The sequence below is a fragment of the Pandoraea faecigallinarum genome, from assembly GCF_001029105.3.
GTDB classification, from domain to species: domain Bacteria; phylum Pseudomonadota; class Gammaproteobacteria; order Burkholderiales; family Burkholderiaceae; genus Pandoraea; species Pandoraea faecigallinarum.
This window is the reverse complement of sequence record NZ_CP011809.2, coordinates 90,520-104,368: the sequence shown is the minus strand read 5'-3', so window position 1 is coordinate 104,368 and position 13,849 is coordinate 90,520. Positions and strand designations below refer to the sequence as shown.

15 protein-coding genes and 3 pseudogenes are annotated in these 13,849 nt (G+C 59.6%); 8 read left to right on the top strand and 10 right to left on the bottom strand.

All coding sequences use genetic code 11. The features are described from left to right. Positions 1-137: 137 nt before the first annotated feature. Genes AB870_RS25425 through AB870_RS25395 form a run of 7 tightly spaced genes read right to left on the bottom strand, consistent with a single transcriptional unit; the run spans position 138 to position 5,680 of the window. Positions 138-995 (bottom strand): TrbL/VirB6 family protein, encoded by an 858-nt coding sequence (locus tag AB870_RS25425; RefSeq protein ID WP_047909473.1) that lies wholly within the window; start codon positions 993-995, stop codon positions 138-140. A 1-nt stretch (position 996) separates the two neighbouring features. Further along, entirely contained in the window at positions 997-1,395 is a 399-nt protein-coding gene (locus AB870_RS25420; RefSeq protein ID WP_071386938.1) for a hypothetical protein, read from the bottom strand. Then, entirely contained in the window at positions 1,388-1,597 is a 210-nt protein-coding gene (locus AB870_RS25415; protein ID WP_047909471.1) for a hypothetical protein, read from the bottom strand. Before AB870_RS25415 ends, AB870_RS25420 begins: the two co-directional genes overlap by 8 nt. Before the next feature lie 46 nt (positions 1,598-1,643). Next, positions 1,644-2,324, bottom strand: a complete 681-nt coding sequence (locus tag AB870_RS25410) for a TrbJ/VirB5 family protein (protein WP_047909470.1) — start codon at positions 2,322-2,324, stop codon at positions 1,644-1,646. After that, positions 2,321-4,981: a VirB4 family type IV secretion/conjugal transfer ATPase gene (locus tag AB870_RS25405; protein WP_047909517.1), complete on the bottom strand. Its 2,661-nt coding sequence runs from the start codon at positions 4,979-4,981 to the stop codon at positions 2,321-2,323. Before AB870_RS25405 ends, AB870_RS25410 begins: the two co-directional genes overlap by 4 nt. Positions 4,982-5,003: 22 nt before the next feature. Further along, entirely contained in the window at positions 5,004-5,303 is a 300-nt protein-coding gene (locus AB870_RS25400) for a VirB3 family type IV secretion system protein (protein WP_047909469.1), read from the bottom strand. Further along, a complete protein-coding gene (locus AB870_RS25395) occupies positions 5,300-5,680 on the bottom strand; it encodes a TrbC/VirB2 family protein (RefSeq protein ID WP_047909468.1) in 381 nt (126 codons plus the stop codon). Before AB870_RS25395 ends, AB870_RS25400 begins: the two co-directional genes overlap by 4 nt. Before the next feature lie 399 nt (positions 5,681-6,079). Here AB870_RS25395 and AB870_RS25390 point away from each other — a divergent pair, with 399 nt between their 5' ends. From AB870_RS25390 to AB870_RS25375, 4 genes are all read left to right on the top strand, one after another. Continuing rightward, positions 6,080-6,355: an Arc family DNA-binding protein gene (locus AB870_RS25390; RefSeq protein WP_047909467.1), complete on the top strand. Its 276-nt coding sequence runs from the start codon at positions 6,080-6,082 to the stop codon at positions 6,353-6,355. 180 nt (positions 6,356-6,535) lie between these two features. Next, entirely contained in the window at positions 6,536-7,897 is a 1,362-nt protein-coding gene (locus tag AB870_RS25385) for an MFS transporter (protein ID WP_064674973.1), read from the top strand. A gap of 1 nt (position 7,898) precedes the next feature. Further along, positions 7,899-8,489, top strand: a complete 591-nt coding sequence (locus AB870_RS25380) for a thiamine phosphate synthase (protein ID WP_047909466.1) — start codon at positions 7,899-7,901, stop codon at positions 8,487-8,489. Positions 8,490-8,530: 41 nt separating this feature from the next. Next, complete coding sequence (locus AB870_RS25375) at positions 8,531-9,337, top strand: response regulator transcription factor (RefSeq protein WP_047909465.1); 807 nt, start codon at positions 8,531-8,533, stop codon at positions 9,335-9,337. Positions 9,338-9,475: 138 nt separating this feature from the next. On the opposite strand, the pseudogene AB870_RS27655 reads toward AB870_RS25375, so the two are convergent. Together AB870_RS27655 and AB870_RS25370 are read right to left on the bottom strand one after the other, a co-directional pair. After that, positions 9,476-9,589: pseudogene (locus AB870_RS27655) on the bottom strand (recombinase family protein); the annotation flags it as partial. Positions 9,590-9,737: 148 nt separating this feature from the next. Further along, a pseudogene (locus tag AB870_RS25370) lies at positions 9,738-10,089 on the bottom strand (recombinase family protein); the annotation flags it as partial. Positions 10,090-10,174: 85 nt separating this feature from the next. On the opposite strand from AB870_RS25370, the gene tnpA reads away from it, so the two are divergent. From tnpA to tnpC, 3 genes are read left to right on the top strand one after another with little or no spacing between them, the layout of a single operon-like run. Next, positions 10,175-10,615 carry an IS66-like element accessory protein TnpA gene (gene tnpA / locus AB870_RS25365; RefSeq protein ID WP_047909163.1) on the top strand — a complete coding sequence of 147 codons (441 nt, stop codon included), beginning with the start codon at positions 10,175-10,177 and terminating at the stop codon, positions 10,613-10,615. Next, positions 10,591-10,941: an IS66 family insertion sequence element accessory protein TnpB gene (tnpB, locus tag AB870_RS25360; RefSeq protein ID WP_047909464.1), complete on the top strand. Its 351-nt coding sequence runs from the start codon at positions 10,591-10,593 to the stop codon at positions 10,939-10,941. The genes tnpA and tnpB overlap by 25 nt, the downstream gene beginning before the upstream one ends. Before the next feature lie 49 nt (positions 10,942-10,990). Beyond that, the gene (tnpC, locus tag AB870_RS25355; RefSeq protein WP_418304027.1) at positions 10,991-12,535 is read left to right on the top strand and encodes an IS66 family transposase; all 1,545 of its coding nucleotides are present in this window, start codon (positions 10,991-10,993) and stop codon (positions 12,533-12,535) included. A gap of 20 nt (positions 12,536-12,555) precedes the next feature. Here the strand turns inward: tnpC and AB870_RS26200 are convergent. Continuing rightward, a pseudogene (locus AB870_RS26200) lies at positions 12,556-12,816 on the bottom strand (recombinase family protein); the annotation flags it as partial. A gap of 605 nt (positions 12,817-13,421) precedes the next feature. On the opposite strand from AB870_RS26200, the gene AB870_RS25350 reads away from it, so the two are divergent. Further along, positions 13,422-13,802, top strand: coding sequence for a DUF2946 domain-containing protein (locus AB870_RS25350; protein ID WP_047909463.1), 381 nt, complete (start codon positions 13,422-13,424; stop codon positions 13,800-13,802). Positions 13,803-13,849: the final 47 nt, after the last annotated feature.

Genomic DNA, 13,849 nt, shown 5'->3' with positions numbered 1-13,849 from the left:
CGCCATGCCACCGACGACTAAGAGCAGCAGACCGATGAACAAATAGGCGCGGTTTCGCTCCTGCTTGAGCTTGTTCGAGCCGCCCAGTTGCAAACTTTGGGTATTGACGTCGCCTTTGAACGTCGCACTTCCGAAATTCATCTGGCCGCCCCTGTGAACATCCGCCCCACCATCAACAACAACGACACGCCCTGCACGGTTGCCCCACCGGAGAGCGTAGCGGCCCACTCCTTGACTTGGAGCATGAACATGACCAAGGCGCCTTCCACGATGGCGATTTGTGCGGTCTGCTCACTGGTCGCCAAGCCACTAGATTGCGCTTCTTTTGCAGCCGTAGCGATGGCATCACCAAAGGCCATAAAACCGAAGCGAATAATGGCAATCACGAGGATGTACATAAAGCAGAAGGTCAGCATCATGCTCAGCCAGTTCATGAACCACTGCCGTGTTTCGGGGAACATTAGAAAACCGAGAAACAGGGGGCAAAGCACCATCGTGATCGCCAGCCCGAACTTGGCGATGGTCATGTACACGAGCGCCAGGACGAACAAGACGCAGTTCACGACAAACAGGAGAATGCCGTCACAGATCATGGCGAATTGATAAAAATCGACGTTGCGGAGATCCGTTGATACCGCGTCCACGTTGCTCCATAGCGCGTCAATCATTTCTGCCGTTGGCTTTCCCGCCATTACTGTTGATGCAGTACCCTCCATGAACGACACGAAGGCGTTGTAGAGCGTCTGCGCCAGACCACCCCAACTGAGCGTGCCGAATACCGCCACCGTCATGACGCATTTCGCGAGGAAGTCTTTCCACTGGACGCCGGCATACCCCGCATAAACCTTGTAGCCAAAGATCGCCCAATAGAGCACGGCAGCGAAGTAAAGCGGAGTCGAGATTGCATTTGCGATGGCCGGGTACGTTTGCGACAGAAACGAACTAGTGACCCCGTCCGCCGCACCGACCAAGCCCTGAAGGGACATCGTGGCCATCTTATTTCGCTCCCATCACTTCTTGCCAATGCGCCTTGACCCGAGGGTCAAGCACGTCATTACGACTAATGGACGCGCCGGTATAGTGAGCGACACGACTACGGATTTCTTCGACGCAGCGCGAAAAATGCTTCGCATGTGCGTCCGCTTTTTCGAAGAGAATTTCCCCGCAGCGGATGGGATAAAGCGGAACCCACCGGTCCAATTGCCCGCGGCTGGCGGTCAGCAGCGGATTGTCAGCTGGCACGACAAGTACACGGTTGCCAGTCGATGGTTGGGGCGGTACGCTGAAAGCGCCGGCGTCCGGTTCCGCTGACTGCCTCGGAAGGAGGTAGTACACCGCCCCGCCGATGGCCACAGCCATCGCAAAGCCAGATACGACCATCCAGACGCTACGCATGGGTCGTCCCTCCGAAGCTGCCCGTGTTGAGCCGGTTGAATTCGCATGCACACGGCGACTTGTCGAACTTGTTCGACGTACTCGCGCAGCCCGACAGGAGTGCTGCGAGAACCAGCATCATGAACAGACGCCAACCATTCCTGGCGAGCAGGATCATTGGCCACGTCAGCAGGATCGCAGGCAGAAAAGCCAAAATTTTCATGATGGCGACTCCTTGTTGGCTGTTGTGTCTCACAGGCGAGGACGGCTTACTGTCCGGAGCGGCGGAAATACTTCTGCGTCGCGGCCGTCGCCTGGTTCTGCTGGTTCACCATGTTCGCTTGCAGGTTCATGTTCATCGCATTGAGCTTGGCCATCGCGCTTTGCAACATGCCGTTCTCGCTCGAAATGCGGTTTTGCAGATCCTGCGCGTCCTTGATGTTCGTGGTGACGTCGATCTGCTGGCTCAGGCGTGCCAGATTGTTCAGGTGCGTCTGGACTTCCGAATACAGCGTGTCGCCACCGGCGAGCGCAGCGCGCACGGCGTCGGTGCTCATCTTGTACGACGTGGCGTCCTGCGCCTGAGGATTGGCAAACACATCCTGCGGCATCGTTTTGATGAGCTTCTCGTAATCGGCCTGCTTCGCGGCGAACGCGCCGCTTTGCTGCTGCGCGACGACTTCCTGCCACGAGCCCGGCACCACTGACGCCGCATTCAGGGCATCGCTTAGGCCGATTTGCCCGCGGCCGTAGGTGCCCGTGATCGCCGCATACTGGCTCTTGAGCGTTTCGTATTGCTGCTCCAGCTGTTTGAACTGCTGTTGCAACTGAAGCACCGTCGCCTCGTCGAACGTCGGAATGCCACCCGCGATCGCGGGCGCTGAGGTGCCGATTGAGATTGCGGCGATTGCAGAGACCGCCACGGTGAATGCGACAAGAGCGGTTTTCATGCTCGTGCTCCTTGGCTCGTGAGGTTGTGCGCGAGGTTGTGCGTGTTGCGCGCCAGCGCGCGTTCCATAAACACCGGCCCCCACACCTCGGGGTCTTCGGTCCCGAGCTCACGCATGAGCTCGTGCATGAGTGCGACGCCCTTGTCGTTCGAGGACAGCACCGGAATAAACGCCGGCAGATCGGACAGATCGAACACCGCCCGGATCGACTCGTTACCGCGCCGGATCAGGAACTTGTAGGCTTCGGGCGGTGTGTCCCGAATAAACTCGTACTCCGCGGGCGTGAGTTCGAGCTCGTCGATCAGGTCGGCGCGGCTCGCGTTGCCGTTGGGCAGGTACAGCTTGGTCGCCGTCTGCTTCTTGATCGAGTCGGTTTCGCTATAAAGAAATTTGGCGTCGGGGGTGACGAAGCCGAGAATGCCGTTCTTGCGGCGAATCTGCATGAGGTAGCTGTCGATCTTCTCCCGCCAGTAGGCGTGCTTGACGAGGTTCTGTCCTTCCTCGAGCACGATGATGAACGGCTCGCCGTTCATCGACTGCTCGATGCGATGAAACGGGTAGCTCAGCACCACGGGCAACTCCGGGCGCGCCGCGCCATCCTTGATCAGTTGCCGCATCTCGTAGCAGTAATGCCGGCACGTGCTCAAATCGATGTTATCGGTCTCGTTATCGAACACGCCCGCATTCGCGCCCGCCACGCCGTTGGCGCCGTGCCACACGCGCATGTCTTTGGCGAGCTCGCCCTGGCCAAAGCACCAGGCCACGTTGCGCAAGCGGCGATCTTCCGCGGGCAGTTCGTAGTTCTCAGTCACCGCCGACTTGAACCGGTCGATGTCATCAGGGACCAGCTTGCCGCCGTAGCAGGTACGCATCAGCGTGAGCAGCTCGACCAGATAGGCACGGTTCTCGGGCGTGTCAGGCAGCCTGAACGGGTTCCATCCGGTTGTGCCCTGCACGGAGAGCGTCGTATGGCGCCCGCCCATCATGCACATGAACACCTTGGCGCCTTCGCGGTTGTCGAACCAGAACACGCGCGGCAACGCTTTGTCGGCCATCGTCACCAACGCGGCCAGCAGCGTGGTCTTGCCCGCGCCGGTATCGGCCGTGAGGGCAAAATGGCCGGCCACCATCCCCTCCATCTCGCGATGGAAATTGAAGTAGTAGGCCGTGCCGCTCTCGGTCTCGAATGGCATGATGGCCGGCCCCCACAGGTTGCCGTCGATCTTGCCTACCGCAAAGTTGTGCAACGACGCGAAGCCAGCGAAGTTGCCCGATTTGATCTTGCCGCGCCGGCCCATGAAGTGTTGCGCCTGGCCCGGCAACTGCGCCCAGAAGAACGTTTCCAGGGCGAACCATTCGCGCACGGGCTTCACCCCCAGATTCACGAATGCCTTCTTAAGCAGGCCGACGGCGGCATCGAGCTCGGCCATCGTTTCACGTCGGCTCTTGACGGCATCGGTGGCATCGGCGAATTTTGCGCTCACCGGGACATGCACGAGCATGGTCAAATGATGCAGGCCATTGACCGAGCGACCGCGCGTGAGGTCCTGTAGCCCCCGGGTGATCTCGTCCTTGTCTTCCTCGGCCACCCCCTCGCGGTCGTTGACTGTCAGACGACGACGCTCCTGACGCATGTCGTGCTCGGCGCTGATGCGGTCGGTGAAGAAGAACGATTGCGTGATGATGTACTCGACCGGCTGCTGCAAAAATTCGTCGAGCATGCGCGAGGGCGTGCGTGCCGGCCACTCGGCCATGCTCAACATCGCTGCGGCGCGCGTACCGCTGAGGTTCTCGATGGCCATCATGTTGCCGACCATCTTGAAATCGACCCACGAGACAGCCAGCGTGCGATCGAGCGGCAACTCGGTCACCGGCACGCGCTCGTCTTCGAGATTGATCAGGTAGTGCAGAAACGCCCCGATCTCGGTGTAGTCCTCACCGAGATAGTCGAGCACTTCCTCACGGCCATAAGTCTCGCGCCGGCCGAGATCCGTCACGAACTTGTGCCAGCCGAGTTGGAACTGCTCGATCGCGACGCGCGCTTCGGCCGCACTCACGGTGTCACTCGCCCACTGTGGCCGGCGCTGAACGCGCAGCTTGCGCGCGCCATAGGCCGCCAGCGTCTGCACCACAAAGTTAGACGCCTCATGAACGTCCTTGGCCTGTTCCTCGAACGAGGCCAGATCGTCTTGCGTGAGCTTCTCGCCTGATACCAGCGAAAACAGGCGATCGAGCACGCCGGGCGCACCGTGGCGAAAGCGATTGCGAACGATCGAGATATAAATCTCGTTCACGTAGAACGAGCGCTGGCGATAGCGCTCGCGCCAGGCCGCATTGAACTTGCGCGCGAACCATGTCCCGCCCGCGCCTGCCGGATACTGGTTCACCTTGCGGCGAATCAGATGGACGTAGATGCCCCGGTCGCTGTTGGCGATCGAGCGCAGCACGGTATTGCGCCGCGATTCGAACTGACGGATCTGCTCGACGCTCAGCGATTCGAAGTACAGGCCATCCACCTTGATGACCTGCACCAGCCCGTCATCCTTGGTGACGACGGTCTCGTCATCGTAGTGCACCGTGTACGGAATCATGTCGCTCAGCGCCATTTCCCTTGCGTCGACACCGGCTCCTGGAGGGACCGGCATCGACAGCGACATGTCGAACTGGGCTTTGAGCAAATCAGCGAGGCGCATAGCGTCGGCACCCCCAAAGCCGTTGGTTCGGACACGCCTTCAGATGGGTGGCGGCCGACAGGATGTCGAACAGGTACACGTCCTTCAAGCAGACGAGATAGCTGATCAGCAACAAGACGGGAATCAATGCCGCCGCCCAGAGCGAGCGCGTGATTAATGCGGCCATGCCGGGGAAATAGAAGCTCATCGCCAGACTGACCAGCGTGAGTCCGCCCACCATCGTGGGCCGGGTCATCGCCGCGACGAGCGGCTCCCCTTCGTCGAGCAGCGGGGCATCCTGGCTCATACCGAGCCCCCGGCACGACTTTTAAGGTCGGACACGATGTTCGGCGCAAAAAACACCAGCCCGATGCCTAGGCCCCAGCCACCGAGCGTCATCATGTCGATGCGGCCTGTTTTCCAGCGGTAGCCTTGGATCGCGAGCGTGATGATGCCGATGTAGTAGCCCCACTCGTAGATCAGCAGTTGCGTAATCGACTTCAGGAATTGCGTGATGCCATCAAAAGCACCACCGCCGGCGCTTTGGGCGTTGGCCAACCCGGGAAGCAACACGAAGACGACGACCAGCAAGTTCACCGTCAGTTCGAGCGCCCTGTCGACTTTGTCACTGGGGGGAAGATCGATTTTCCCCTGTTCCTGTTTCCGAGTTCCCTGCTCTTTCATAGCGTTCACCCAATTGTGAATTGCATCAGAAAAATGCTAGGTCAGCCGCTCCTCATTCGCTGTTGGCCCAGGTTTTTAATATGTACTCCTATTTATATTGACTATCGTTGGAGCGCGCTTTTGATGCTCTTGCTATCTGTTGATCCTATCGTCGGGATATGGCTGAGCCGGTGATGGCGGTTCAGCAGCGGCCTGCAAACGCGCCCTCAGTTCAACAACGAGTTGCGCATTTCTCGAACGCTGTTCGTCCTTGGCCCGCGTGACCAACCAGTCATGGAGCGCCCTCGGAATGCGATACTGCGAACGAATGACCTCCTCCATTCCGGCTCCTTAATTTAGTCACTATCAAGTGACTTGCAGGCACTATACGTCAGTGCTTCGGCAGTGTCAAATAGACGCATGGAAGATACCCACCGCTCTCAATACCGCCTGCCTTGGGCCCTCTATGAGGCACTGAAAGCCGCAGCCGAAAAGAACCGTCGTCCTTTGAACGCCGAGCTGGTCGCCCGTCTGGAAACAACGTTTCCCCAACTCAGTGTTGGCGCGTCTGCCGAGGCCCGTCAGCTTTACGACACCGTCTCGAAACTGTCATTGGCCGAGGTCATGACGCCGGCCGAACTGACGATGCTTGCTGAGCGAATGGTGCACATCGTCTCTGGCCGTGGCACCAAATAGTCACGCCGTGGCCATGAGGGAATTCTCTACCACGGACAGCGGGGAACACATGAGTAAAAATTACGTATAGCGGGGGGCGGTAAGACGATCCGGGGATCGATAGCAACAGGCGTTCTCCTGAGGTCAACCCCTTCTGGTCACATGATGCGGGGAAACGAACGCAACGGCAGACGGTGACTGATGCACGCTTCAAAATTCGGTTCGACGCATTCTCTTCGCTATTCGGATTACAAGGCCATCGCTTTCGTGGCGTTGGGCGGGACGCTCGAATTCTATGACTTCGTGATCTTTGTCTTTTTCATAGAGACGGTCGGCAAACTTTTCTTCCCTGCCACGATTTCCGATTGGCTGCGCCAGCTGCAGAGCTTTGGCATCTTCGCGGCTGGCTATCTGACCAGGCCGCTCGGTGGGGTGGCTATCGCCCATTTCGGCGATTTGGTTGGCCGCAGGCGCACTTTCCTGTTTAGCCTCAGCCTGATGGCGCTGCCAACACTGGCGATCGGGCTGCTGCCCACCTACGATCAGATCGGGCTGTTTGCCCCCGTCATGCTCCTCGTATTGCGCCTGATGCAAGGGGCCGCCGTCGGGGGCGAGATGCCTGGAGCGTGGGTATTTGTCGCGGAGCACGTGCCAAGCATCCGGGTCGGTCGTGCCTGCGGGATCGTCGGGGCCGGCGCCTGTGCCGGCCTGCTGTTCGGATCGGTGGCCGCCTGGGCCGTCCATCGATGCCTGCCCCCCGAGGAAGTGCTTCGCTACGGCTGGCGGCTCCCGTTTCTGCTTGGCGGTATGCTGGGTGTCGCGACACTCCACCAACGCCGCAAATTGCACGAGACACCGGTGTTTGAGGCGCTCCAACGAAACCCTACCCCGCCCCGTGACGCCCCGCTGACCGCACTTGCCCGCCACCGTCCGGGCCATGTCCTGCTCTTGATGTCGCTCTCGGCGGTGGTCGCCACGACCTTCGTGGTGGTGATGATGATGACGCCGGCGCTGCTGCAAAAGCAATATTCTCTCCCAGCGGCCGATATTTTCGCGGCGCACTGCGCGGCGATTCTCGCCCTCGTCGTGGGATGCGTGGCGGCAGGGAGCTTGATCGATCGCGTCGGCGCGAGACCCACGTTGACATGGGGGTTTCTATTGATCGCGGCCAGCAATTACGGGTTGAATGTCGTCGCGGCACACCACCCCGCCTGGCTGCTTGCTCTTTACCTTCTCACCGGCTTTGCCCTGGGTACGGTCGGCGCCATGGGCGCGGTATTCATCCGTGCGTTTCCGCCCTCGGTGCGCTGCACTGGCGTCTCATTTTCGTACAACTTACCGTACGCTTTGTTGGGCGGCGTCACCCCCATTGCCGCATCGTTTTTGTCGACGCTGACACCGCTGGGCCCCGCCCACTATGTGGCCGCAGCGTGCGCGTTCGGGGTTCTTGTCGCGCAGACCGCCGCCATCAACGATAAGTCAGCTGGCCCCCGCCCGGCCCGGGCTAGCCACAGCGGCAACCAACCCGATCACGATTCCCCTCACCCTTCTCCGAGAACGTGATATGACCCCCTCTTTCCTTCCCAATGTGTACCAGGTCACCCCCAACCCGAGCGAGCCACCGGAGTTCGAACCGTTTCTCTCCCAGCTGCGCGCCACCTTGGAATCAGGGATCAAGCTGGTGCAACTTCGCGCCAAGCAGACGCCCCTGCCCGAACGCATCATCGTTGCTCGAAAAGCCGTTCGTTTGTGTCACGACCACGGGGCCATGATGATATTGAATGGAACAGTCGATGACGCGCTACAGGTTGGCTGCGACGGCGTCCACCTGGTCACTAATGCCATGATGCAACTGTCAGCGCGCCCAACCACATCCATACTGGTTTCAGCGGCCTGCCATAGCGCCGAGCACGTGGCGCACGCGGACCGACTCGGTTTGGACTTCGTGACGCTTTCCCCGGTGTTGCACACCCAGACACACCCCGAGTCGACCCCAATCGGTTGGGAGCGCTTCGCGCAAATCGTCGCCGGGGCACGTATCCCCGTCTTTGCGCTCGGCGGCATGACCCCGGATATGCTGGACACGGCAAAGCGTCGCGGCGCCCACGGAATTGCCGCGATTCGCGCCACTTGGCGTGCTGACTCGGACGCCTAAGATCGGCAGTCGCCAGCGAGTTTATTTGCGCGGAGGACACCATGACGATGGCAAGCCTTTCATCCGATACCCTTGAAATATGCCGGCCGTTCTTTATCGAAACTGGCATCAATGCGTTCTCTTACTCGAGGTTCTATGCGGACGGCACGCGCGCCGAGCTCTGGAGCGATTTTCAAGCGCTTGAGCACACCTTCTTCACCGCGCGCTATGTTGCGGGTACCTATACGCCCCAGTATTACGGGACCTCCGAGCGGCATTCACTCATGCGCGAGAAGGTCGAAGCATACCCAAGCGAGCTCCGTGACCGCTTTCGTCAGCAACTCATTGATCAGCGGGAGATTTTTAATCACGATCATTGTCTGGTCACGGTCAATCACAATGCAGACTTTGCCGAGTACTTTTGCTTTTACATGCCGCGCAGCATGCCGGGCGCTGCCAGTTTTTATCTCAATAACATCGATCGGCTAGATGCTTTTTCTCAGTATTACGTCAATGTTGGGAAAAAACTGATTTGTCAGGCCGATGATTTTCTCATCGATAATCGCGCGACGCGCAACGCGCCAGACGCCCGGGCACCCACGACCACAGACGTCACGAGCCCCGGCACGATGCGCACCGGGCGAGAGTCGATGCGCCAACCGTGTCGTTTAGGAGGTGAGTGGGCCCTGCTCACGACGCGCGAGCGAGAGATCGCAAGGTTGCTTCTGAGAGGTGTCGTGATGAGGGAAATTGCCGCGTCTCTCGGTATCTCCCCTCGCACGGTCGAGCGTCACGTCGACAATATGAAGACGAAATTGAATTGTTATAGAAAATCAGACCTCATCAGCAAACTGTACCTACCTTTTTAAGCGACAAGGTTCTGCGCTGCCGCGTATGCAACTGCGAGTGACGTTCAGCTCCTTCTAAGAGTTGCTCAGGGCTGAGCTGGCCCTCGGAAGCGTCCCTATAGTGTGGTTCGTTTCAAGCAGGAAGCTTCGCGGCCTGCCTCTCGTTCCTTCTGCCAGCGCGCCGAACACGAGGAAGATGAACCGCCCGCCTCGCGTGGTGGTGTCGATGGCCTCCGTAAGAGGTCGCGGTTCGCCAAACCGATCGAGGTGCCAGCGGTCCGGAAATCGCCGAGCAGGTCGCGCAAGAGCAAACTTGCGTCTGTTCTCGACATGGAACTTCAGCACGACGCTTACGCACCGGTCACCGGTGCAGCGCCAGGTTCCGGCGCAGTCGGTTTCGTGTTGCACTGACCGTACCGGATCGCACGGCTGATCGTGCTTCGGCTGCAACCGATTGTCCGTTGTACGACAGACCACGAGCTGCCGCTGGCCAGTAAGCGATTGATGACACCATACCGCGTGTGGTCCACCTGACGGCCAAGATACTTGCCGGCCATCTTGGCCTTGGCAATGCCTTGCGCCTGCCGTTCGCGGCGTTGCTCGTAGTCCCGGCGCGCAATGGCAGCGAGCATATCCATGAGCATGTCGTTGATCGCGCCGAACATCCGCGCATCAAATTCGTATTGGCTGGGTGCCAGGTGCTGCCATGTGGTCGGCACATTCACAGCCACCACGCGTACCTCGCGCTCACGGATCAGCCCTTTTAACTTTTTCGTAAGCCGTCATTAAAGGACGCCCTATCGCGGTAGCTCGACAGGGGTCAAGCTTGCGTCCGCAAAGACTTTTGCGGACGCAAACATGAATGAACTCAACGAAACCGACTGTTTCCCGCTGCGGGTCGTACGCATACGTTCGAACGGCAAACGTGACTACGACCCCATCGCCAAGCGGCGACTGGTCGAGCTATGCCGTCGGCCGGGCGTGTCGATTGCCCGGCTGGCGCTTAAGGCCCAAATCAACGCCAACCAACTGCGCAAGTGGATTCGTGAGCACAAACGGGGAGGTGCCGTTATGACGCCCGTCACCGAGCCTGTGACCTCGACATTCGTACCGATCGCCTGCACACCACCCGCTACTACGATTGAGTCCTCTGCACCTGAGCCGCAAATCATCGCCAGCGTGCATGTGCGTCTGCCCAATGGCGTGCAGCTCGATCTCGAGAAATCAGATCTGGCCCAGTTGACGGCGGTTATCGAGATGCTCGGGAGGTTGCCGTGTTCCGGTTCGACGAAGCGCTAAAAGTGTACCAGCACCGCGAACCCGTGGACTTCCGTCAGAGCATCAACGGTCTGTCGATACGGGTGGAGCAAGCCATGCGCCTGAATCCGATGGCCCCGGCGCTGTTCGTGTTTGGTAATCGGCGGCGAGACCGCATCAAGATTCTTGGCTGGGGCGGCAACGGCTTCTGGTTGCTGATGAAGCGACTCGAGGCCGACCGGTTCATCTGGCCCGGGGGCGATGACGTCGTGACGCTCAGTATCGAACAGCTGCACTGGTTGCTCGAAGGAATCGATCTGTCCGTGATTCAGAAACATCCTCAGCGCCATTACCTGCGCATGAGCTGAACGTCGCGCTTACCGCATGGTCAAACTGGCCATGCCAGAAAACACCATCATGCTCAGCGCCGCAGAATATCAGGCGCTGATCGCCGCCAGTGCCGAGCGCGACGCCTTACGAGGCGAGCTTCGGTTCGTGACGGCGCAGCGTGACCTCGCACAGGAGAAGCTTCGCGCCTACAAACACGAACTGTTCGGCGCATCGAGTGAAGCCCGTCATGCCGACCAACTCGGTCTATTCAACGAAGCCGAGTCGCTGGCCTCAAGCACTGGCCCCGCGCGCGAAGAATTGCCGGGCACAACCGTCACCGCCCACACGCGCAGCAAACGCGGGCGCAAACCGCTCGATCCAAACCTGCCGCGCGAAGTCGTTCGACACGAACTGCCCGCATCTGAGCAGTTCTGCTCGCACGATGGCCACGCCCTAGTGGTAATTGGCGTCGAGACGAGCGAACAACTGGATGTGATTCCCGAGCAGGTTCGTGTGATCCAGCATCAGCGCGTCAAATACGCCTGCCCATGCTGCGATCTCGGCGTCAAGGTCACGCCAGCACCGACGCGGATTATCCCGCGCGGGCTGCTTACCGAATCGGCGCTCGCCTGGATCATCACCGGCAAGTACCAGTACGGCATGCCGCTGTATCGGCAGGCCACGCTGCTGCGCCGCTTCGGCGGCGATATCTCGTCGAATACGCTCGCCGCCAGTGTCGTGCGCGTGGGTCTGGCTGTGCAGCCCGTGATCAATTTAATGCGCGACACATTGCTCGAGTCAGACTTGATATATGGGGACGAAACGACGTTTCAGGTGCTAAAGGAAGCCGGCCGACGACCACAGGCAAAGAGTTATCTCTGGGCGCAGGTCAACGGCTCGGGCCCACCCGTGCGAATGTTTTCGTACTCGCCGGGGCGGGGTACTCAGCACGCGCAGCGACTCTATGCTGGTGTGCGGACCGGCGCTGCGCTGATGTCTGATGGGTACGAACTTTACAACGGCATTGCGCGTGAGCATCAACTCGTGCATCTCGGATGCTGGGCGCACGTGCGCCGAGGCTTTATCAAGGCTGAAGCGTCAGTGCCGAAAGCCTCCCGCACACCAGACTTGTTGGCCACGCGTTTCGTTGCGATGATCGCCAAGCTGTTTGCTGCAGAGGCCCGCAGCACAACATGGGCCTGCGAGCGACGTCAACGCCTGCGCTCCCGCTACAGCGCTCGCGTACTCGCTGTGCTCGAGCAAATGCTTACCGAGCACCTGCCCGGCGTTGTGCCATCGAGTCAGCTTGGACGAGCCTTGCAGTACATGCACGGACAGTGGCCCAAACTGGTTCGTTACGTAGAGAACGGCGCCTGGCCGATTTCGAATAATCTCTGCGAAAACGCCATCCGCCCGTTTGTCATCGGACGCAAGGGCTGGCTGTTCGCGGATACCGTTGCTGGCGCTCAAGCCAGCGCGAACCTGTACTCACTCGTTCAGACCTGTAAGGCAAACGGTATCGAACCGTATCGATACCTGGTCTGGCTATTCAAGACGTTGCCGCTCGCTACCACGGCTGATGACTACGCAGCGCTTACCCCATGGAGTATGCCTGCTCTGACCGAACCTTGAGGGGCGTCGTTATTTGAGCGCTTACACTTTTTCCACTCCTGAGCGGCAAGACGCGAGAGGCGATCTACGTCTTCCACCAGCAGCACGTCATGCGGGCGGCAATCTGCCAGCAAGCGGAATAGCGCGGGTCGATCCAAGCGAGCGCCCGATTCATTCTCGGCGTAGTAGCCGCATATCACCACGCCACGTTCATGGGCAAAAGTGTCCAGCGTATGTTGGGCTCTGCGGGCATCCTGGTCGTTGGTGGAAGCGCGCAGGTAAGCGCGAACGAAGGTGGTCATGGTCCTGTTAGGGTCAAATTGGCGAACTGGTCTCATTAGGCTTTGCGCGAGCACTCAAACAGTACCAAAGTTTGCCAATCCGTTAAAGGCATACCCAAAACGAACTACCGGATAGTTTTGGAGTACCACGCCGAAACCCGGGTTTTTCCAGTTGACCTGCATGCAATGTCGCCTTCGACGAAAATTAAGTGGTTTCGGCGTATTTCCAGCCGCCTCGGCGATGATTGTCAACAAACCATAGAACCTGAACAACTCGTCAGCAACGCAAAACTTTAAAACATTTACTCATATGCGCAAATGATTTTAAGTTGCTTAAGCTCATTGGCAACCAAGCCCGTGGTTACGTCCTCGTTTTTTCTTCGGCCTTTCGCTCACACCGTGGAGCGTGTTGTAGCGCCATACAGCGTACAAGACGCTAGGGGGTGTCCACGATAGGGGCAGCTTGCTAAAATGCGTCGCGTAGCCGTGAAATCGCCGATGTCCGTCCCTTGGACCACGTTTGCTTTCGGATGTCGAGGCAGCCAGGGGTCGCGACGCAAATGGCGGAAATTTCATGAGCGCCGAGCGACTTTCCCTCCCTTACGTCCCGCTTGCCCCACGCGCGCATGCCGTACCAACATCGTTATCTGACTGCTTGGCTTGGCGTGTTCGCGATATGGCTCGCGATCGCGGCGCCGCTGGCGTCGCAATGGCGCGTCGCGCACACGGCGACGCCTGAGGCGATTCTCTGCAGCGCAGCGCCCAGCTTGCACTATGCAGACAGTGCAGACGGCGCGAGCCGCCTGCACGACCCCGCGGGGCATCTCGACGCGTGCGGCTACTGCGGCTTCTTCGCGCACCTGCCGGCCATCCTCGCGACGGCCGTTACCCCATTCGTTCTCGTTTCCCTCCTTGCCGTTCGCGCGGCGGTGCCGCCTGTCATTCAGCCACGCGCCGAGCGGTACCCGTGTGCGCGTCGCTCCCGCGCGCCGCCCGATCGCTCTTGACGCACCTGTCTCCGTTCTTCTGACTACCTAACGCCGTGGGGCTCGTC

Excerpts from the sequence above, each read along its gene's own strand:
- AB870_RS25425 (WP_047909473.1), bottom strand. The coding sequence starts at position 995 with ATGGCCACGATGTCCCTTCAGGGCTTGGTCGGTGCGGCGGACGGGGTC.
- AB870_RS25420 (WP_071386938.1), bottom strand. The coding sequence starts at position 1,395 with ATGCGTAGCGTCTGGATGGTCGTATCTGGCTTTGCGATGGCTGTGGCC.
- AB870_RS25415 (WP_047909471.1), bottom strand. The coding sequence starts at position 1,597 with ATGAAAATTTTGGCTTTTCTGCCTGCGATCCTGCTGACGTGGCCAATG.
- AB870_RS25410 (WP_047909470.1), bottom strand. The coding sequence starts at position 2,324 with ATGAAAACCGCTCTTGTCGCATTCACCGTGGCGGTCTCTGCAATCGCC.
- AB870_RS25405 (WP_047909517.1), bottom strand. The coding sequence starts at position 4,981 with ATGTCGCTGTCGATGCCGGTCCCTCCAGGAGCCGGTGTCGACGCAAGG.
- AB870_RS25400 (WP_047909469.1), bottom strand. The coding sequence starts at position 5,303 with ATGAGCCAGGATGCCCCGCTGCTCGACGAAGGGGAGCCGCTCGTCGCG.
- AB870_RS25395 (WP_047909468.1), bottom strand. The coding sequence starts at position 5,680 with ATGAAAGAGCAGGGAACTCGGAAACAGGAACAGGGGAAAATCGATCTT.
- AB870_RS25390 (WP_047909467.1), top strand. The coding sequence starts at position 6,080 with ATGGAAGATACCCACCGCTCTCAATACCGCCTGCCTTGGGCCCTCTAT.
- AB870_RS25385 (WP_064674973.1), top strand. The coding sequence starts at position 6,536 with ATGCACGCTTCAAAATTCGGTTCGACGCATTCTCTTCGCTATTCGGAT.
- AB870_RS25380 (WP_047909466.1), top strand. The coding sequence starts at position 7,899 with ATGACCCCCTCTTTCCTTCCCAATGTGTACCAGGTCACCCCCAACCCG.
- AB870_RS25375 (WP_047909465.1), top strand. The coding sequence starts at position 8,531 with ATGACGATGGCAAGCCTTTCATCCGATACCCTTGAAATATGCCGGCCG.
- tnpA (WP_047909163.1), top strand. The coding sequence starts at position 10,175 with ATGAATGAACTCAACGAAACCGACTGTTTCCCGCTGCGGGTCGTACGC.
- tnpC (WP_418304027.1), top strand. The coding sequence starts at position 10,991 with ATGCTCAGCGCCGCAGAATATCAGGCGCTGATCGCCGCCAGTGCCGAG.
- AB870_RS25350 (WP_047909463.1), top strand. The coding sequence starts at position 13,422 with ATGCCGTACCAACATCGTTATCTGACTGCTTGGCTTGGCGTGTTCGCG.